At 54.2% G+C, this 19,126-nt stretch carries 14 protein-coding genes; 5 read left to right on the top strand and 9 right to left on the bottom strand.

Annotated features, from left to right (window positions below; translation table 11 throughout):
• Window positions 1-20: 20 nt before the first annotated feature.
• The gene (bioH, locus tag HV477_RS12740; protein ID WP_000998145.1) at window positions 21-791 is read right to left on the bottom strand and encodes a pimeloyl-ACP methyl ester esterase BioH; all 771 of its coding nucleotides are present in this window, start codon (window positions 789-791) and stop codon (window positions 21-23) included.
• A 37-nt stretch (window positions 792-828) separates the two neighbouring features.
• On the opposite strand from bioH, the gene gntX reads away from it, so the two are divergent.
• The 3 genes from gntX to gntT all read left to right on the top strand — a co-directional run bounded on the left by gntX (window position 829) and on the right by gntT (window position 3,839).
• The gene (gene gntX, locus HV477_RS12735; protein WP_000958742.1) at window positions 829-1,512 is read left to right on the top strand and encodes a DNA utilization protein GntX; all 684 of its coding nucleotides are present in this window, start codon (window positions 829-831) and stop codon (window positions 1,510-1,512) included.
• A 58-nt stretch (window positions 1,513-1,570) separates the two neighbouring features.
• Window positions 1,571-2,146 carry a Fe-S biogenesis protein NfuA gene (gene nfuA, locus HV477_RS12730; RefSeq protein WP_000619387.1) on the top strand — a complete coding sequence of 192 codons (576 nt, stop codon included), beginning with the start codon at window positions 1,571-1,573 and terminating at the stop codon, window positions 2,144-2,146.
• 376 nt (window positions 2,147-2,522) lie between these two features.
• The gene (gntT, locus tag HV477_RS12725) at window positions 2,523-3,839 is read left to right on the top strand and encodes a gluconate transporter (protein ID WP_001131737.1); all 1,317 of its coding nucleotides are present in this window, start codon (window positions 2,523-2,525) and stop codon (window positions 3,837-3,839) included.
• A gap of 118 nt (window positions 3,840-3,957) precedes the next feature.
• Here gntT and malQ read toward each other — a convergent pair whose 3' ends face one another.
• Together malQ and malP are read right to left on the bottom strand one after the other, a co-directional pair.
• Window positions 3,958-6,036: a 4-alpha-glucanotransferase gene (gene malQ, locus HV477_RS12720; protein ID WP_023227434.1), complete on the bottom strand. Its 2,079-nt coding sequence runs from the start codon at window positions 6,034-6,036 to the stop codon at window positions 3,958-3,960.
• Between the two features lie 9 nt (window positions 6,037-6,045).
• On the bottom strand, window positions 6,046-8,439 hold the full coding sequence (malP, locus tag HV477_RS12715; RefSeq protein WP_131535272.1) for a maltodextrin phosphorylase: 2,394 nt from the start codon (window positions 8,437-8,439) through the stop codon (window positions 6,046-6,048).
• Window positions 8,440-9,032: 593 nt separating this feature from the next.
• Here malP and malT point away from each other — a divergent pair.
• Window positions 9,033-11,738, top strand: coding sequence for an HTH-type transcriptional regulator MalT (gene malT / locus HV477_RS12710; protein ID WP_000907030.1), 2,706 nt, complete (start codon window positions 9,033-9,035; stop codon window positions 11,736-11,738).
• 68 nt (window positions 11,739-11,806) lie between these two features.
• On the opposite strand, the gene HV477_RS12705 is transcribed toward malT, so the two are convergent.
• The 3 genes from HV477_RS12705 to glpE all read right to left on the bottom strand — a co-directional run bounded on the left by HV477_RS12705 (window position 11,807) and on the right by glpE (window position 13,891).
• Entirely contained in the window at window positions 11,807-12,565 is a 759-nt protein-coding gene (locus HV477_RS12705) for a DeoR/GlpR family transcriptional regulator (protein ID WP_000815085.1), read from the bottom strand.
• A gap of 93 nt (window positions 12,566-12,658) precedes the next feature.
• Window positions 12,659-13,489 carry a rhomboid family intramembrane serine protease GlpG gene (gene glpG, locus HV477_RS12700; RefSeq protein ID WP_000928702.1) on the bottom strand — a complete coding sequence of 277 codons (831 nt, stop codon included), beginning with the start codon at window positions 13,487-13,489 and terminating at the stop codon, window positions 12,659-12,661.
• Between the two features lie 75 nt (window positions 13,490-13,564).
• A complete protein-coding gene (gene glpE / locus HV477_RS12695) occupies window positions 13,565-13,891 on the bottom strand; it encodes a thiosulfate sulfurtransferase GlpE (RefSeq protein ID WP_000434523.1) in 327 nt (108 codons plus the stop codon).
• Window positions 13,892-14,089: 198 nt separating this feature from the next.
• Here glpE and glpD point away from each other — a divergent pair, with 198 nt between their 5' ends.
• Complete coding sequence (gene glpD / locus HV477_RS12690; RefSeq protein WP_000448178.1) at window positions 14,090-15,598, top strand: glycerol-3-phosphate dehydrogenase; 1,509 nt, start codon at window positions 14,090-14,092, stop codon at window positions 15,596-15,598.
• Window positions 15,599-15,645: 47 nt separating this feature from the next.
• Here the strand turns inward: glpD and HV477_RS12685 are convergent, their stop codons facing one another.
• The 3 genes from HV477_RS12685 to HV477_RS12675 all read right to left on the bottom strand — a co-directional run bounded on the left by HV477_RS12685 (window position 15,646) and on the right by HV477_RS12675 (window position 18,964).
• Window positions 15,646-16,191 carry a hypothetical protein gene (locus tag HV477_RS12685; RefSeq protein WP_079898861.1) on the bottom strand — a complete coding sequence of 182 codons (546 nt, stop codon included), beginning with the start codon at window positions 16,189-16,191 and terminating at the stop codon, window positions 15,646-15,648.
• Window positions 16,192-16,200: 9 nt separating this feature from the next.
• Complete coding sequence (locus tag HV477_RS12680; RefSeq protein WP_240772898.1) at window positions 16,201-17,697, bottom strand: PstS family phosphate ABC transporter substrate-binding protein; 1,497 nt, start codon at window positions 17,695-17,697, stop codon at window positions 16,201-16,203.
• 157 nt (window positions 17,698-17,854) lie between these two features.
• Entirely contained in the window at window positions 17,855-18,964 is a 1,110-nt protein-coding gene (locus tag HV477_RS12675) for a glycerol dehydrogenase (protein WP_000258841.1), read from the bottom strand.
• Window positions 18,965-19,126 lie beyond the last annotated feature (162 nt).

The raw sequence follows: 19,126 nt of genomic DNA, 5'->3' as shown, positions 1-19,126 counted from the left end.
CGGGCCCGGCAACGCCCTGGTTACAGCGATGATTTTAGCGTCATCAGCGCCTGACAAAACGCCGCCGGATGCGAGATAAACGGCGCATGGGCCGCCTTCGCCATTATCTGTGATGTACTGTGCGGCCATAACGTATCGAGCAAAGGCGCGATTTTACGCGGCACCAGACCGTCCAGATAACCATACAAACGCAAAAACGGCATGTTCACATTTTTAAGCGCTTCTCGTAGATCGACCGTTTTTAAGATTTCCAGTCCGCCATTGAGCACCTCTACATCCGGCATAGGCTGCGCCAGCACTACGCTTTTTAAGGTGCGGGCATCCTGACGCGCCGTCTCCGTCCCTAACGTTTGCAGCGCCAGAAAACGCTCCACCGTGCGCTGAAAATCGTCGCTAAGCTGCTGCTGGAATCCGCCGAGGATTTCTGGTTTTATTCCCGGCCACCCCTCACGCGCGCTAAAGCATGGCGAAGAGGCGACTGTCACCAGCGCCTGAACGCGTTCAGGGTGGGTGAGCGCCATCTGACTCGCCACCAGGCCGCCCAGGCTCCAGCCAAGCCAGATAGCCTGGTCCGGCGCGTTTTTCGCTACCTGCGCCGTCATCTCTTCAAGCGTCATGGCGCCAAACCCCGAGCTGCGACCATAGCCCGGCAAGTCGACCAGATGCAGCGTAAAATGCGAGCCGAGTTCCTCGCGAATGCAATGCCATACCTCCGCGTTCAATCCCCATCCGTGCAGCAGCACAAGATGACAATTTCCCTCGCCGTAGGTCTGCCACCAGATGTCATTCATCAGTTACTGTTCTCTTTTGTCTAACAAGGATGCGCCTATGCTAACAGTACCGGGATTATGCTGGCTATGCCGAATGCCGCTGGCGTTAAGCCACTGGGGGATTTGTTCCGTATGCGCGCGCGCCGTCCGCCAGCGCGTCAGCGTGTGTCCGCAATGTGGATTACCCGCCAGGCATCCTTCGCTCCCCTGCGGTCGCTGCCTGCAAAAACCGCCGCCCTGGCAGCGTCTGGTGAGCGTCAGTAACTATACGCCGCCCTTGAGTTTACTGGTGCATCAGCTTAAATTTACCCGCCGTAACGAAATTGCCGCCGCTCTGGCGCGTCTACTGTTGCAGGAAGTCCTCATGGCGCGCCGCAGCACTGGCTTGCAGCTTCCCGACAGAATCGTCAGCGTTCCGCTCTGGTCGCGCCGACACTGGCGGCGGGGATTTAACCAAAGCGATCTGTTATGCCAACCGTTAGCGCACTGGCTGGGCTGCGCGTGGGACAGCCAGACCATCACGCGGGTACGGGCGACCGCAACACAACATCATCTCAGCGCCAGGTTACGGAAACGCAATTTGAAAAACGCGTTTCGCCTTGAATTGCCGGTACAGGGTCTCCATATGGTTATTGTGGATGATGTCGTCACTACCGGAAGTACCGTCGCGGAAATCGCGCAACTGCTTTTGCGCAACGGCGCAGCGACTGTCCAGGTATGGTGCCTGTGTCGAACCTTGTAGAGCCTCGATGATGGGCGTATTATAACCAACTAAAATAGTCAACTATTAGGCCATTACTATGATCCGTATTTCCGATGCTGCACAAGCGCACTTTGCCAAACTGCTGGCAAATCAGGAAGAAGGGACGCAAATCCGCGTATTTGTCATTAATCCCGGCACTCCTAACGCAGAGTGCGGCGTTTCTTATTGTCCGCCCGACGCCGTAGAAGCCACCGATACTGCACTGAAATTTGACCTGTTGACCGCTTATGTCGACGAGCTGAGCGCGCCCTATCTGGAAGACGCGGAAATTGATTTCGTGACCGACCAGCTAGGTTCTCAACTTACATTGAAAGCGCCAAACGCGAAGATGCGCAAAGTGGCCGATGACGCGCCGCTGATGGAGCGCGTGGAATATGCTCTGCAATCGCAGATTAACCCGCAGTTGGCGGGCCACGGCGGTCGCGTCTCGCTGATGGAAATTACCGATGAAGGCTATGCAATTCTGCAGTTTGGCGGCGGTTGTAACGGTTGCTCGATGGTTGACGTCACGCTGAAAGAAGGGATCGAGAAACAGTTGCTGAATGAATTCCCGGAACTGAAAGGGGTTCGCGATCTGACCGAACACCAGCGCGGCGAGCACTCCTACTACTAAGATTTTCCCCGCATCCATGCCCGATGGCGCTTGCGCCTGTCGGGCCTTGTCTGCCCCACCGTAGGCCGAATAAGGCGTTTACGCCGCCATCCTGCGCTATCAGCCACAACTCAGAACGATGGTCCTTCTCCTTTCACCGATAACATGACCTGTGTCTCATAATTTAAATTTTGCCTGCCAGGGTCATTTTCAACACCCACATGTTACCCGTATCATTCTTATGGGCACCTAACATCCATATAACATCTGACTACGCTCATTCGTTTCAACGGTAATCAGTATTGGTGCTATTGCGACTCTGTTCCCGTCGGGAACAACAGGAATTTGTCGTCGAAACAATGACGTTACCCATAACAAAGTAAAGGCCAGGTAAATCATGCCATTAGTCATCGTTGCTATCGGTGTTATCTTGTTACTTCTTCTGATGATCCGCTTCAAAATGAACGGATTTATCGCCCTTGTCCTGGTAGCGCTCGCTGTCGGGTTGATGCAGGGAATGCCGCTGGATAAAGTCATCGGCTCCATCAAAGCCGGTGTCGGCGGTACGCTTGGCAGTCTGGCCCTGATTATGGGGTTCGGCGCCATGCTGGGCAAAATGCTTGCCGACTGCGGCGGCGCTCAACGTATCGCCACTACCCTGATCGCGAAATTTGGTAAAAAGCATATTCAGTGGGCCGTAGTGTTAACCGGCTTTACCGTCGGCTTCGCTCTGTTCTATGAAGTGGGCTTCGTTCTGATGCTGCCGCTGGTATTCACCATTGCCGCAGCAGCGAATATCCCGTTACTGTACGTCGGCGTGCCGATGGCCGCGGCGCTTTCCGTCACACACGGCTTCCTGCCGCCGCACCCGGGCCCAACCGCAATCGCCACGATTTTCCATGCCGATATGGGTAAGACGCTGCTGTTTGGTACGATTCTGGCAATCCCGACCGTGATCCTTGCCGGACCGGTTTACGCCCGTTTCCTGAAAGGTATCGATAAGCCGATCCCGGAAGGCCTGTACAGCGCGAAAACTTTTACGGAAGAAGAGATGCCGGGCTTTGGCGTCAGCGTCTGGACGTCGCTGGTTCCGGTGATTCTGATGGCGATGCGTGCGATTGCCGAGATGATTCTGCCAAAAGGCCACGCTTTCCTGCCCGTTGCCGAGTTCCTGGGCGACCCGGTAATGGCTACGTTAATTGCCGTACTGATTGCGATGTTCACCTTTGGCCTGAACCGCGGGCGTTCCATGGATCAGATTAACGATACGCTGGTCTCTTCCATCAAAATTATCGCCATGATGCTGCTGATCATCGGCGGCGGCGGCGCGTTCAAGCAGGTGCTGGTCGATAGCGGCGTGGATAAATACATCGCTTCAATGATGCATGAAACCAATGTCTCTCCGCTGTTGATGGCGTGGTCTATCGCGGCGGTGCTGCGTATCGCGCTGGGCTCTGCGACTGTCGCGGCGATTACCGCAGGCGGCATTGCGGCGCCGCTGATCGCCACTACCGGCGTTAGCCCTGAACTGATGGTTATCGCGGTCGGTTCCGGGAGCGTGATTTTCTCTCACGTCAACGACCCGGGCTTCTGGCTGTTCAAAGAGTATTTCAATTTGACTATCGGCGAGACCATTAAATCCTGGTCGATGCTGGAAACGATCATCTCCGTCTGCGGCCTGATCGGCTGTCTGCTGTTGGGTATGGTGGTTTAAGCGAGACGGCTTGTAGGCCGGATAAGGCAGCAATGTGCGCCAGGATTGCCTGATGGCGCTGCGCTTATCAGGCCTACGTGCTCTCACCATAATAAAGCCGGGGAAATCCCCGGCTTTATTACTTCTTCTTCGCGGCCGCTTTTCGGCGCTTATCCAAATCCTTAATCAGCTTGTTTACGCCCTCATCGGCAAACATGGCCTCAAGAGATGCAGACAATTTCCGCCGCCAGTTTTTATACTGATCGCTGGTGCCCGGTACGTTAACCGGATCGGCCATATCCAGCCAGTCCTCCGGCTGAAGCCCCAACAGACCGCTGTTACTGTCGGCGATGTAGCGCTGAAGCCCGCGATTTAGCGTTGGCGTCATCGACATTAACGATGCCTTATGCCCGGCGCGTTTTGGCAGACAGCCATATTTATGCAGCGCGTCCAATAGCCCCTGTTTCGCCCGCTCGCGATCCTCATACAGCCCGCGCAGAATCACTTCATCCGGATAAAGCCCCAGAGCTTTACCCAACGTCAGGTCACCGCATTCCCAATAGCCGCGCAGCGTGGGGAGATCGTGCGTCGAGGCGACAGCCATCGATTGTTGCGGATACGCGCCTGGCGCGCGGAAGTTTTTCTCAAGGTCATTTTCAAACCACAGCACTTTATAAGAATAGACCCCGCTATCGCGCAGCTTGCCGACAATCTCAACTGGCACCGTCCCCAGATCTTCGCCTATCACCATACAACGGTGACGTTGGCTCTCCAGCGCCAGAATAGAAAGCAAATCATCTACCGGATAATGGACGTAAGCCCCCTGATCCGCTGTTTCGCCATACGGTATCCACCACAGACGCAGCAACGACATGACATGGTCAATGCGCAACGCGCCGCAGTTTTGCATATTGGCGCGCAGCAGGTCGATAAAGGGCTCATACGCCCGGGCGACAATGATATGCGGGTCCATTGGCGGCAACCCCCAGTTCTGACCGAGCGGGCCGAGGATATCCGGCGGCGCGCCGACAGATGCTTTCAGGCAGTACAGCTCCCGGTCGCACCAGGTTTCCGCGCCGCCTTCCGCTACGCCAACCGCCAGATCGCGGTACAGACCAATCGGTAGTTTAAAACTCTGGCAGGTATCCCAGCAGGCGGCGAATTGGCGCCAGGCCAGCCACTGAAGCCAGAGGTAAAACTCCACCTCTTCGCGGTGCGCTTCACAGAATTGTTTTACCGCGGGAGACTCTACCGACTGGTACGCCTCCGGCCAGGCTGGCCAGCCCCAGCGCTGCTCATCCTCTTTCACCTGATACGCATGCAGCGCGTCGAATGCCGCCTGCCAGTAAAGGCTCTCGCCTTCGCGGGCGATAAAGTGACGAAACTCCGCCATTTGCGCATCGTCGCGAGCGGCAAACCGCGTCCACGCCATCCGCAGCGCCGTGATTTTCAGCGCGGTAACGGTAGCGTAATCCACCCATTGCGCATCGCGTGCCTGTCGCAGCTTTTGCTGTGTGGCGGGCATTTGCCACCATGCCTGCGCCTCTTCGCTCAGGCGGAAATCTTCGACGGCGTTGACGTCGATATATATCACGTTCAGCCAGCGACGAGACGAGGGGCTGTAGGGACTGGCGCTCTCCGGATTCGCCGGATAAAGCGCGTGGATCGGGTTCAGGCCGATAAACGCGCCGCCGCGTGTCGCCACGTCGACCAGCATCGACTTCAAATCGCCGAAATCGCCAATACCCCAGTTTTTTTCTGAACGCAGAGTATAAAGCTGGACGCAGGCCCCCCACAGTTTTTTCCCTTCCAGCAGCGCCTGCGGCTCATAGCATCGCGGCGGGGCGACGATAATCCGGCAGTGCGTACGCTGTTCATCCTGGGTCAACGTCAGGGTGTGGTAGCCCTCCGGCAACGTAGCCGGCAGGTTAAGTTTTTTACCGCCCGTCACGCGCCCTTTGTAATGCTCGCCCTCTTCCGTAGTCAGCAGCCAGGCAAACTCACCGCGCCCCTCTACCGGCAACGCCATTTTTTTACCCGCGGTATAAACCTTCACATTCGGCACGACCGCCTGTGGTCCTGTTGTCGTGCCGTGCATCGCCGCCAGCAAACGTCTCTTGGTTTCAGCGCCAATAGACTGCGGTTTGCCATGAGCATTGATGTAACTGGGACTGATCCCCGCCGCCAGCGCGGCACTATCGAGACGTTTATTTTCCATCGCGCTCCCTTAGCGTTTTGCCTGCCAGATACGGGCCTGATAATCGCGAATAGAGCGATCGGAACTGAACATACCGCAGCGCGCGGTATTGAGGATCGCGGCGCGCGTCCACGCTTCCTGGTCACGATACAGCGCATCCACCTGCTTTTGCGCCTCGACATAAGCGGCGAAGTCCGCCATGACCAGGTACGGATCGCCCCCCTGTTTGCCGAGGCTATGCAGCATCTGGTCAAAGGCATGTTTATCGCCATCGCTGTATTGACCGCTTTCCAGCTCTTTTAGCACCGCATCCAGCACTTTGTCTTTTTTACGCCATTTCACCGGATCGTAGCCTTTGGCTTTGAGCGCCTTGACCTCTTCCACAGTATGGCCAAAGATAAAGATATTCTCTTCACCCACCTTCTCAGCGATTTCAACGTTAGCGCCGTCCAGTGTTCCCACGGTCAACGCCCCGTTCAGCGCCAGTTTCATGTTGCCGGTGCCGGACGCCTCTTTCCCGGCAGTAGAAATTTGCTCGGAAATATCCGCCGCCGGAATGAGCATTTCCGCCGCCGAGACGCAGTAATCCGGCAGGAAAACCACCTTCAGCTTGTCACCCACCGCCGGGTCGTTATTAATGACTTCCGCAACCTTATTGATAGCAAAAATGATGTTCTTCGCCAGGTAATAGCCCGGCGCCGCCTTCGCGCCAAACAGGAATACGCGCGGTACGCGGTCAGCCTGCGGGTTTTCGCGGATCTCTTTGTACAGCGCCAGAATATGCAACAGATTCAGATGCTGACGCTTGTACTCGTGCAGACGTTTGATTTGAATATCAAAAATCGCATGGCTCGAAATCTCAATCCCGGTACGGGCCTGGATAAATTTCACCAGGCGCTCTTTGTTCGCCCGTTTGATGTCGCGATATTGCTGACGGAATTTGGCGTCGTCAGCGTATTTTTCGAGGTTGATCAACTGGTCGAGATCGTTAGCCCACTCTTTTTTCAGCGTTTTATCCAGCAACGCCGCAAGCTGCGGATTGCACTGTTTGATCCAGCGACGCGGTGTAATGCCGTTGGTGACATTGTGGAATTTGTTCGGCCAAAGCTGGTGATATTCCGGGAACAGATCTTTCACCACCAGATCGGAGTGCAGCGCCGCCACGCCGTTGACCGCAAAGCCGCTGACCACGCACATATTGGCCATGCGTACCTGACGGTCGTGCACCACCGCCAGTTTTGCCCATACCTGCTTATCGCCAGGCCAGGTCTTATCGACCAGCGTCTTAAAGCGATCGTTAATCTGCTTGATAATCTGCATATGACGCGGCAACAGCGCTTTGATTAACCTCTCGTCCCAGCACTCCAGCGCTTCCGGCATCAGGGTGTGGTTGGTGTAGGCGAAGGTTTTGCTGGTGATAGCCCAGGCGTCATCCCAGCTCAGCTGGTGCTCGTCAATCAGCACGCGCAGCAGTTCCGGAATGGCGATGGTCGGGTGAGTATCGTTCAACTGAATGACCTCGTAATCCGCCAGCTCATGCAGTTTGCGTCCGGCCAGATGATGGCGACGCAGAATATCCGCTACCGAGCAGGCGCACTGGAAGTATTGCTGCATCAGGCGCAGTTTTTTGCCCGCCGTGTGGTTATCGTTGGGATAAAGCACCTTCGTCAGTTTTTCCGCATCGATACCCTGCTGTTCCGCCCGCAGGAAAGCGCCGTCGTTGAATTTGGTCAGATCAAACGGATGGGCGTGGGTCGCCTGCCACAAACGCAGCGGTTGCGCGACACCGTTACGATAGCCTAACACCGGCAGATCCCAAGCCTGGCCTGTAATCACAAAACCTGGCTCCCAGCGCCCTTCTTTGGTGACTTTACCGCCGATCCCAACCTGGACGTCCAGCGCCTCGTTGTGGCGGAACCACGGATAGCTGCCGCGATGCCAGTCATCCGGCGCTTCCATCTGCTTGCCTTCAACAAATGACTGACGGAACAGCCCATACTGGTAGTTCAGACCATAGCCCGTAGCGGACTGCCCGACGGTGGCCATCGAATCGAGGAAGCAGGCGGCCAGACGTCCCAGACCACCGTTGCCGAGCGCCGGATCGACTTCCTCTTCCAGCAGATTGGTCAGATTAATATCGTGCGCTTTCAGCACATCGCTAACGTCCTGGTACCATCCCAGATTTAACAGGTTATTTCCCGTCAGGCGGCCAATCAAAAATTCCATCGAAATGTAGTTCACATGACGCTGGCCTTTCGTCGGCTGCGCTACCGGTTGCGCGCTCAGTAATTCCGCCAGCGCGCCGCTAACGGCCTGCCACCACTGACGAGGCGTCATGTCGGACGCCGACAGTAAACCGAAACGCTGCCACTGACGCGTCAGGGCGGCCTGGAATTGATCTTTATTGAAGGTTGGCTGTGACATAGGAAATCCGTCCTCGGGTAATAAAACAACGTTATCGCTAGTTTGCCAGGCTCGATGTTGACCTTCCTCCTCCCGGCAATGATTAGGGAGGGAGGAGGAGCGGGGATGAGCATAAAAGTGTGATCGCCGCCACTTACCCCTGTATAAACGCGCCGATTCCTGTCAACGACACCCAGTGTTACGCATAATCAAATGAATAAACAGAAATAACAGTAAATCGCGAAGGGGTATTTTCGAAGATTATATGAACGCCGAAATAGTTTCTTACCTGAAATATTCAGCAGCGGGAGGTTCACTAACTTAACATAATTAATTAAACGCCTGGTATCGCCATTGTGTTAAATCCGGATGATGTCCAGGACATTATTTACAATAACGGAAATATGACCTCAGCCCAGCTGTGACGCTCGTTTCAACCGCGCCGAATACTTTTTTAATACCGTTATTTAGAATTGTGACAGAGTGCAAATTCAGACACATAAAAAGTCTGCTTAGCTTGCATTAAAATGCTTTCTGGCCGACCTTATATCTATTAATTACGAAGCGCAAAAAAAATCGCAGTTCCCCCCATTTCCCACAGTGAAGTGATTGCTATGTTGATTCCGTCTAAATTAAGTCGTCCGGTTCGTCTCGACCATACCGTGGTTCGTGAGCGGCTGTTGGCTAAACTTTCCGGCGCGAACAATTTCAGGCTCGCCCTGGTAACCAGTCCTGCTGGCTATGGGAAAACCACGCTTGTCTCACAGTGGGCGGCGGGCAAAAATGAATTAGGCTGGTACTCTCTCGACGAAGGCGATAACCAGCAAGAGCGATTCGCCAGTTACTTAATTGCCGCTATCCAACAGGCCACTGGCGGACACTGCTCTACCAGCGAAGCGATGGCGCAAAAACGTCAGTATGCCAGCCTGACGTCCCTCTTCGCACAGCTCTTTATTGAACTGGCGCAGTGGCATCGCCCGCTTTATCTGGTGATTGACGACTACCATTTGATTACCAATCCGGTGATTCACGACGCGATGCGCTTTTTCTTACGGCATCAGCCGGAAAATTTCACCCTGGTGGTGTTATCGCGTAATTTGCCGCAACTGGGCATCGCTAACCTGCGCGTGCGCGATCAGCTGTTGGAAATCGGCAGCCAGCAGTTGGCTTTTAACCATCAGGAAGCAAAGCAATTTTTTGACCGTCGTCTTTCGTCGCCCATTGAAGCCGCTGAGAGCAGCCGCATGTGCGACGATGTGGCCGGTTGGGCCACTGCGCTACAGTTGATCGCCCTCTCCGCGCGCCAGAACCATACCTCTGCGCATCACTCCGCCCGCCGTCTTGCCGGGATTAATGCCAGCCACCTTTCTGATTATCTGGTGGACGAAGTACTGGATAACGTGGATGTCAGCACCCGACATTTTTTACTTAAAAGCGCGATTTTACGCTCAATGAATGACGCGTTGATCGTGCGCGTGACCGGCGAAGAAAACGGCCAGATGCGGCTGGAGGAGATTGAGCGCCAGGGGTTATTCCTGCAACGCATGGACGACACGGGCGAATGGTTCAGCTATCACCCGTTGTTTGGTAGCTTTCTGCGCCAGCGTTGCCAGTGGGAACTGGCGGCGGAACTGCCGGAGATCCACCGTGCGGCCGCGGAAAGCTGGATGGAACAAGGTTTTCCCAGCGAAGCTATACATCATGCGCTGGCGGCGGGTGACGCGCAAATGCTGCGCGATATCCTGCTTAACCATGCGTGGGGGCTGTTTAATCACAGTGAACTGGCGCTGCTGGAAGAGTCATTAAAAGCGCTGCCGTGGGAAAGCCTGCTGGAAAATCCGCGGCTGGTGTTGTTACAGGCCTGGCTGATGCAAAGCCAACACCGCTACAGCGAAGTGAATACGCTGCTGGCGCGCGCCGAGCAAGAGATCAAAGGGGTCATGGACGGCACGCTACATGCTGAATTTAACGCGCTGCGCGCCCAGGTCGCCATCAACGACGGCAATCCGGAAGAGGCAGAGCGGCTGGCGAAACTGGCGCTGGATGAGCTTCCTCTCGCCTGGTTTTATAGCCGTATTGTCGCGACCTCCGTTCACGGTGAAGTGCTGCACTGTAAAGGCGATCTCAGCCAGTCTTTATCGCTGATGCAGCAAACCGAACAAATGGCGCGCCATCATGACGTCTGGCATTACGCGCTGTGGAGCTTAATTCAACAAAGCGAAATTCAGTTCGCCCAGGGATTCCTGCAGGCCGCATGGGAAACGCAGGAGAGAGCCTTCCAGTTGATCAAAGAGCAACATCTGGAACAACTGCCGATGCATGAGTTTCTGGTACGTATCCGCGCGCAATTGCTGTGGGCGTGGGCGCGCCTTGACGAAGCGGAGGCCTCGGCGCGCAGCGGTATCGCTGTGCTGTCCACCTTCCAGCCGCAACAACAGTTGCAGTGCCTGACGTTACTGGTGCAGTGCTCGCTGGCGCGCGGCGATCTGGATAATGCCCGTAGTCAGCTTAACCGACTGGAAAATTTATTAGGCAATGGCCGTTATCACTGCGACTGGATCTCTAACGCCGATAAGGTGCGTGTCATTTACTGGCAGTTAACCGGCGACAAGAAATCCGCCGCCAACTGGTTACGTCATACGCCCAAACCGGCGTTTGCCAATAACCATTTTCTGCAAGGGCAATGGCGGAATATCGCCCGCGCGCAGATCCTGCTGGGCGAATTCGAGCCTGCGGAAATCGTGCTGGAAGAGTTAAATGAGAATGCCCGTAGCCTGCGCTTAATGAGCGATTTAAACCGCAATCTGCTGTTACTCAATCAGCTTTACTGGCAATCCGGGCGGAAAAACGATGCCCAGCGCGTATTGCTTGATGCCTTACAGCTCGCCAACCGCACCGGATTTATCAGCCATTTTGTGATTGAAGGCGAAGCCATGGCGCAACAATTGCGTCAGCTTATCCAGCTCAATACGCTGCCGGAGATGGAGCAGCATCGCGCGCAGCGCATCCTGCGAGAGATTAACCAACATCACCGACATAAATTCGCCCATTTTGACGAAGGCTTCGTCGAGCGCCTGCTTAACCATCCGGATGTCCCGGAGCTTATTCGCACCAGCCCGCTCACCCAGCGTGAATGGCAGGTGTTAGGGCTTATCTATTCCGGTTACAGCAACGAACAGATTGCCGGCGAACTGGCGGTAGCCGCAACCACCATTAAGACGCATATCCGCAACCTCTACCAGAAACTCGGCGTCGCGCACCGTCAGGACGCGGTACAGCACGCGCAGCAGTTGCTGAAGATGATGGGGTATGGGGTTTAAATTAATGCCTGATGAGCTTATCAGGCCTACGATCACGCGCAGAGTGTAGGCCTGATAAGACAGTCTCTTTAACACAGCTCCAGTTGAATATGGTTCTCCGTCAACACCTGCATCACGCCCGGCGGCGGCAGGGTATCGGTGTAGACCGCATCGACCATACTAATGCTGCCCATGTTTACCATCGCGTTACGGCCAAATTTAGAGTGATCCACCACCAGCATCACGTGGCGCGAATTTTCGATAATCGCGCGCTTGGTGCGTACCTCATGGTAGTCAAATTCCAGCAACGAGCCGTCGCTATCAATACCGCTAATACCGAGAATGCCGAAATCGAGACGGAACTGGGCGATAAAGTCCTGCGTCGCTTCGCCAATAATGCCGCCGTCGCGGCTACGGAGTTCGCCGCCAGCGAGGATAATACGAAAATCCTCTTTCGCCATTAGCGTGTTCGCTACGTTCAAATTGTTGGTCACGATCCGCAAATTACTGTGCCCTAACAGGGCGTGCGCTACGGCTTCCGGCGTCGTGCCGATATCAATAAACAGCGTTGAACCATTGGGAATCTGGGCCGCGACTTTGCGAGCGATGCGCTCTTTTTCTTCCGTTTGCGTCGCCTTACGATCGTGCCACGGCGTGTTCACCGAGCTGGAGGGCAACGCCGCGCCGCCGTGGTGGCGCAAAATCATATTCTGTTCCGCCAGATCGTTAAGATCCCGACGAATGGTTTGCGGGCTGACAGAAAAATGCTCCACCAGCTCTTCCGTACTGACGTACCCCTGTTTTTTTACCAGTTCAATGATCGCGTCATGCCGTTGTGTTTGTTTCATGAATAATCTCTGAAAGTAACCAACCTTGCGCCGGATAGCGGCATTCGCCCTACCCGGCCTGGAAAAATATCTCGACCACAGGCCGGATACGCCTCACGTTCGTTTTCGCGCATTCAGCGTATCAACAAAGGCCATCGCTAAACCGACGATAAGCCCGGCGATGTGCGCGCCGTTCGCCATAGACATGCCAAACCAGTCAAACCAACCAGCGACTATCCACAATAATGCAAAAATAATTAAGCCGCGCTGGAGGTAAATTCCGCTTTGCGGATCGCGCTCTCCACGCAGCCACACGTAGCCCATCAGCGCATAGACGACGCCAGACAGCCCGCCAAACCACGGGCCGCTAAATTTCTGCTGTACATAGCCGCTTAGCAGCGCGCTTATCACCGTAATGACGATTAATTTACCGCTGCCCAGGCGCTTCTCTACCGCCCCGCCGAGATACCACCACCACAGCAGGTTAAAAAGAATATGCATCAGTGAGAAGTGCATAAAGATATGGGTGAAGTAGCGCCAGACTTCAAATTTTAAAACCGGATCGAACGGCCACGCCAGCCACACCATCACCGTCTGATCGCCGATGAGACTCATCGCGATATAGACCAGCACGCAGGCGAGCATCACGATCCAGGTAACAGGGCCGGCTCGTTCACGCAGCGTGGCGAGAAAGGGAAAACGGCGGTAGCGTAGCCCGCTGTTAGTCTGTCCGGACTGCCAGCTAGCCGCCAGATAACGCGGATCGCCGGGATTTTCTATAAACCGCGCCAGCTCGACCCGCACACGTTCGGCCTGCGATTCATCTGCCAGCCAGATATCGCTTTGATTATGTTGCTGAATAGTAAGAATGACGCCCTGGGTGGCCATGTAATCAACAAATGCCTGCGCCACGCGAGGATTCGCAAAGGAAGTAATCATCAACATTATTGCTGTCGCTTAGTCCATACAAAAGAAGACAGTATATATACCCTTCTCGTCGGAGGCTGCATCTTTATGGGATTACGCGCCATTCGCGACATCGGCAGGGAAACGGCGATGCCAGGCCTCAAACCCGCCGTCAATGCTGTAAACCGCATCATAGCCTTGCTGGAGCAGATACTGCGCGGCGCCTTTACTACTGTTGCCGTGATAGCACATTACCATCACCGCGGTATCGAAACCATGCTCACGCATAAACGCGCCCAGCGTATCGTTAGTCAAGTGAAACGCCTGCGGCGCATGACCCATGGCATAACTTTGCGGATCGCGAATATCGACCAGCACCGCCGCGCCCTGGTGCAGTTTCTGATACGCCTCTTCTACAGTGATACATTCAAATTGTTCCATGAATCGCTCTTTCATTATTGCCGGTGAAGCCAATTAAGGCATTTTATCGCCCAGTGTACGTTGACGGAGTAGCTTAACGCCATAATGTTATACATATCACTCTAAAATGTTTTTTCGATGTTACCAATAGCGCGTTTCTTTGCTATTATGTTCGATAACGAACATTTTTGAACTTTAACGAAAGTGCAAGAGGGCAGCATGGAAACCAAAGATCTGATCGTGATAGGCGGGGGCATTAACGGTGCAGGCATCGCGGCTGATGCCGCCGGACGCGGTTTGTCCGTACTCATGCTGGAAGCGCAGGATTTGGCCTGCGCAACCTCTTCCGCCAGTTCGAAACTTATCCACGGCGGCTTACGCTACCTTGAGCACTACGAGTTCCGTCTGGTCAGCGAAGCGCTGGCAGAACGTGAAGTGCTGTTGAAAATGGCGCCGCACATCGCCTTCCCGATGCGTTTTCGTCTGCCGCACCGCCCGCATTTACGTCCGGCCTGGATGATCCGTATCGGTCTGTTTATGTACGATCACCTCGGCAAACGTACCAGTTTACCCGGTTCCACCGGTGTGCGGTTTGGCGCAGATTCGGTGCTCAAACCGGAAATCGTGCGCGGATTCGAATATTCCGACTGCTGGGTAGACGATGCGCGTCTGGTGCTGGCTAACGCACAGATGGTGGTGCGTAAAGGCGGCGAAGTCCTTACCCGTACTCGCGCAACCGCCGCTCGTCGGGAAAATGGCCTGTGGATTGTCGAAGCGGAAGATATCGACACCGGTAAAAAATATGTCTGGCAGGCGCGCGGACTGGTTAACGCCACCGGACCGTGGGTCAAACAGTTCTTCGACGAAGGGATGCACCTGCCGTCACCGTATGGCATCCGCCTGATCAAAGGCAGCCATATCGTCGTGCCGCGCGTCCATAATCAGAAGCAGGCGTATATTCTGCAAAACGAAGATAAGCGTATCGTCTTTGTCATTCCGTGGATGGAAGAGTTTTCGATCATTGGCACAACCGATGTCGAATATAAAGGCGATCCGAAAGCGGTAAAAATTGAAGAGAGCGAAATTAATTACCTGTTGAAGGTTTATAACGCGCACTTCCAGAAACAACTGGGGCGCGATGACATCGTCTGGACGTACTCCGGCGTCCGTCCGCTGTGCGATGATGAGTCCGACTCACCGCAGGCGATCACTCGCGATTATACCCTTGATATTCATGATGAAAACGGCAAAGCGCCGCTGCTTTCCGTGTTTGGCGGTAAGCTCACGACCTACCGTAAGCTGGCCGAACATGCGATGGAAAAACTGGCGTCTTATTATCCAGGCATCGGGCCGGCATGGACCAAAACGTGCGTACTGCCCGGCGGCGACATCGACGGCAGCCGCGAAGATTACGCGGCGAAGCTGCGTCGTCGTTATCCGTTCCTGACGGAATCGCTGGCGCGTCACTATTCGCGCACTTACGGCAGCAACACGGAGTGGATTCTCGGCGAAGCCACGTCGCTGCTTGATTTAGGCGAAGATTTCGGTCATGAGTTTTACGAAGCGGAACTCAAGTACCTGGTGGATCACGAATGGGTGCGCCGTACTGAAGACGCTATCTGGCGTCGCACCAAAGAAGGCATGTGGCTGACCGCCGAACAGCAGTCCCGCATCACCCAGTGGCTGGCGGCGTATGTTGAGAAACACCAACTTTCACTGGCGTCGTAATAAAATCCGGGGCGGTTTATACCGCCCTTTTTCGCCACATACCGCATTCACTCGCCGGATTTTGTACAGCCGGGCATATGATTAGTGATACGGTAGCGATCGACACTTATTTTGGTAATAAAGAAGGGTTTTGCCCGCGCTTCGCTATTCCAGAGAGTTTTCCCCGTTTTACACCAGCTTTTATGAGGAAAGTTGGCATAATGAACCACGCTCTCCTCCCCCAGCACGCTTTCAAAATGCGCGCGTTTATCACCGTCGGCCACGCTAAAGTCAGCATAAAAAAGATTGCTGTCCAGGTTAAACGTCATTTCTATTTCACTGGCGGAAGATGGAAAGAACACAGGTAGCCAGGTCCAGATACCGGATTGCTCCGGTATGGCGGCATAATCAGGAAAATAGCTTACCTGGCGATCATCGCAGGCGGTCAGCACAGCGACGATGATTAATGCCGCGCCACACCGGAGAACCTGATTAATCAGCTCAGCAACAATATCTTTATGCCACGAAGGGGATTCACGCCGTGCAATACGAATATCAGCGCCGCTGGCCGGGTCTACGCCAACCCGTTCCACATATAGTTTAACATCTTCCATTTAGTCCCTTTATTTCGCGGCCGGATACAGCGGCACATATCCCACATCCTGCACCAACTGTTGTCCCTGCGGGCTTAGAAACCAGTCCACCAGATTTTGTGTTTCCGCTGTGGGGTGTTCACGGGTAACCATATAAACATCAACCGTGTACGGGTAACTGCCGTTACGAATATTTTCAACCGTCGGGGCAACATCGTTTATCGCCAGTAATTTAATCTCTTTATTGCTGTGCATCTGCGTAGCGTAATAACGAAAGGTATAGCCAATGGCGTTGTGCGTATTGCGATACTCAGCCACGATATCCACCATTTCCCCCATTGCGGTTGCCACTGATGTTGTTTGCGCTGGCATCAGCTTCGTTTCTTTCATTACCTTCGCCAGCATCGCCGTTTGGCTGCCAGAGTTTTCCGGTCGCTGCCAGGGCTTAATGTCGATTGCCTCTCCGCCTACCTCATTCCAGTGGGTGATTCTTCCGCTAAAAATGCCGCGAATTTGTACATCACTCAACGATGACACGGGATTGCTTTGGTTGACGATAAACACAAACGCTTCACGTGCAAAGGGGGTGTAAACCAGTTTTACCCCACTGGCCTCGGCCAATTGCTTTTGAGCAGTGGAAGGCTGGGCGACAAAAATAAGATCGGCATTACCGTTAAGGATATTTTGATAGGCTTCAATGGTTCCCTGGTTTTCAAGGTAGTCTTCAGGGCAGATATCATCCGGAAAGCGCGTAAGCGCATAAAAAGCCGAGGCGTATAACGGCAAGCCAGCCGTTGCGCCATCGAGCCGCGGCCAATTTTGAGTGAGCAAAAGTGTCGGTTCATCGCGCAGCCCGGTTAGCTTGTTGCCCCATGTGTGCGCCTGATAATCGCGGAAATAAAGATATTCACTGCTCTCGGGAGCGGGATACTTCACGGCATAAAGATGTGACTGGTATACGGCACAGCTCCCGAAAAACAGCAGGCAAATCACCAGCAGGTTACGACAAGTGTAGCCCGCACCGCCGCGTAGCACTCCCCAACGCGCACCGCCATACCCTAATGCAAAACAGAGCTGCGAGCCAACCGGGATGAGCAACACTGCCCATACCCAGCCGTTGAAAAAGGATATTACGCTGGGTACTAACCAAAGCGTTTGCACCACCTGGGCGATGGGTTTACGCCCTATCGCGCGAATATTAAGATCGGTGAGAAACATCAGGATGACCCACCCCATCAGCACCACCAGAGCGGGCATAAGCAGGCAGCAATCACGCCATTCTGGATTTACCTCTGATGCATTTCCCTTTCCCCATATCCGGCCACAGAGAAAAATTAACCCTGCGCCCAGAAGCGCTACCGGGATAATGGTCGCCTTCTCAATAGATTGCGCGACGGGGATACTATTTTCAAGAACGCTAATGTACGCCCACGTTCCCCCCACGATAATCGTAATAATGTTCACCAGCAGCGGCACGCCGATAAACGCCATCATGATTGACAAAAAAAGCCACTTAGCATTTTTCATTTTTCTATCCGCTAATCCCTGCGATAGCGGAAGTATAAACCCGGTAGTCCTGAGCACCCCCCATGCATTTTTCTGAAATCGCGACGTTAAAACATTCACGATAGCGGCAGACAGAAGTTGAAAGTTCCGGCTGCCGTTTTTTATTTACAGGCTCACATTAACCTGCAAGATCGATCTTTTTCCGCGCCTGCCCAACAGCATCGGCGGCCCGCAATGCCGCCTGCACAGCCTCCGGCGTAATGGTAAACGGCTCGTTGTGTATCGTTTCCCCAGTTTGACAAGACGCCCTGGCAACGACCAGCAGTTCATCATCGCTAACGCCAGCCAGACCAATATCCGCCAGCGTGGTGGGCAAGCCTATATCTTCACAAAATTGATAAACCTCCTCGATAAGCTCAGGCGCTCTATCGGTGAGCATAAGCATTGCCAGCGTGCCAAACGCAACCTTTTCCCCATGCCAGTATTTGTGCGTGGCGGGCAGTACCGTCAGACCGTTATGAATGGCGTGCGCCGCCGCCAGCCCACCGCTTTCAAAACCGAGCCCGGATAATAGCGTATTCGCTTCGATAACATGTTCGAGCGCCGGAGTAACCTGATGTTGTTCACAGGCAAGCTTCGCCAGGCGCCCATAGCGCATTAAGGTGGTGTAGCAAAAGCGCGCCAGCTCAAATGCGGTCATCGGTCCTGGCCTGGTGGTCATATTGCCTGCCCCTTTGATGCGGCAATCTTCCGCTTCAAACCAGGTTGCCAGCGCATCGCCTATCCCGGAAACCAAAAAGCGTACCGGCGCGGCAGCAATAATACTGCTGTCCACCAGCACAAGCGTCGGGTTACGTGGAATCATCAGGTAGCGTTTGAATTTCCCTTCTGGCGTATAGATAACAACCAGTGAACTGCACGGCGCATCCGTTGAGGCCAGAGTAGGAACCACGGCAATAGGCAGCCGCAGGCTGGCGCCGGTTGCTTTTGCCGTATCCAGGGTTTTCCCGCCCCCCATACCAACAATCACATCGGCGCCAATTTCCTGCGCGCGTGCGGAGATGCGAGCAATTTCCTCATCACTGCACTCGCTACTGAACACTTCGATATCAAATTCAATCACCCCGTGCAGTGCTGTTGCAACTGTATCCCGGTAGGTGTTGTGAACAACAGGATCCTGCAAAATCAGCGCCTTATGACCGAGTGCGGCCAATTCCTGCGGGAGATGCGTTGTCAACGCTCCTTTACCCTGAACATATCGTGACGGAAAGATCGCGGTAGTAACCATTGTTTCTCCTTAAAAAGCATTAAAGTTCAATATACAGAACACAAATTCCACATAAAGAATTTAATGCTGTTTACTCTGAACGCACAATGACCAGGTGAGAGCATAATCTTATCCTGTGAGGCAGCGCACAATTTTGGCTATGTATTAGACCGATGAGCAGTT

This window comes from Salmonella sp. SG203, assembly GCF_013350575.1.
Lineage (GTDB): Bacteria > Pseudomonadota > Gammaproteobacteria > Enterobacterales > Enterobacteriaceae > Salmonella > Salmonella enterica.
Note: the sequence above shows the minus strand (reverse complement) of the source record. Positions and strands in the feature narration are given on the sequence as shown.

Coding starts and splice junctions, on each gene's coding strand:
- glpE (WP_000434523.1), bottom strand. CDS start 13,891: ATGGAACAATTTGAATGTATCACTGTAGAAGAGGCGTATCAGAAACTG.
- gntX (WP_000958742.1), top strand. CDS start 829: ATGCTAACAGTACCGGGATTATGCTGGCTATGCCGAATGCCGCTGGCG.
- malT (WP_000907030.1), top strand. CDS start 9,033: ATGTTGATTCCGTCTAAATTAAGTCGTCCGGTTCGTCTCGACCATACC.
- nfuA (WP_000619387.1), top strand. CDS start 1,571: ATGATCCGTATTTCCGATGCTGCACAAGCGCACTTTGCCAAACTGCTG.
- glpD (WP_000448178.1), top strand. CDS start 14,090: ATGGAAACCAAAGATCTGATCGTGATAGGCGGGGGCATTAACGGTGCA.
- gntT (WP_001131737.1), top strand. CDS start 2,523: ATGCCATTAGTCATCGTTGCTATCGGTGTTATCTTGTTACTTCTTCTG.
- HV477_RS12680 (WP_240772898.1), bottom strand. CDS start 17,697: ATGAAAAATGCTAAGTGGCTTTTTTTGTCAATCATGATGGCGTTTATC.
- bioH (WP_000998145.1), bottom strand. CDS start 791: ATGAATGACATCTGGTGGCAGACCTACGGCGAGGGAAATTGTCATCTT.
- glpG (WP_000928702.1), bottom strand. CDS start 13,489: ATGTTGATGATTACTTCCTTTGCGAATCCTCGCGTGGCGCAGGCATTT.
- malQ (WP_023227434.1), bottom strand. CDS start 6,036: ATGGAAAATAAACGTCTCGATAGTGCCGCGCTGGCGGCGGGGATCAGT.
- malP (WP_131535272.1), bottom strand. CDS start 8,439: ATGTCACAGCCAACCTTCAATAAAGATCAATTCCAGGCCGCCCTGACG.
- HV477_RS12705 (WP_000815085.1), bottom strand. CDS start 12,565: ATGAAACAAACACAACGGCATGACGCGATCATTGAACTGGTAAAAAAA.
- HV477_RS12675 (WP_000258841.1), bottom strand. CDS start 18,964: ATGGTTACTACCGCGATCTTTCCGTCACGATATGTTCAGGGTAAAGGA.
- HV477_RS12685 (WP_079898861.1), bottom strand. CDS start 16,191: ATGGAAGATGTTAAACTATATGTGGAACGGGTTGGCGTAGACCCGGCC.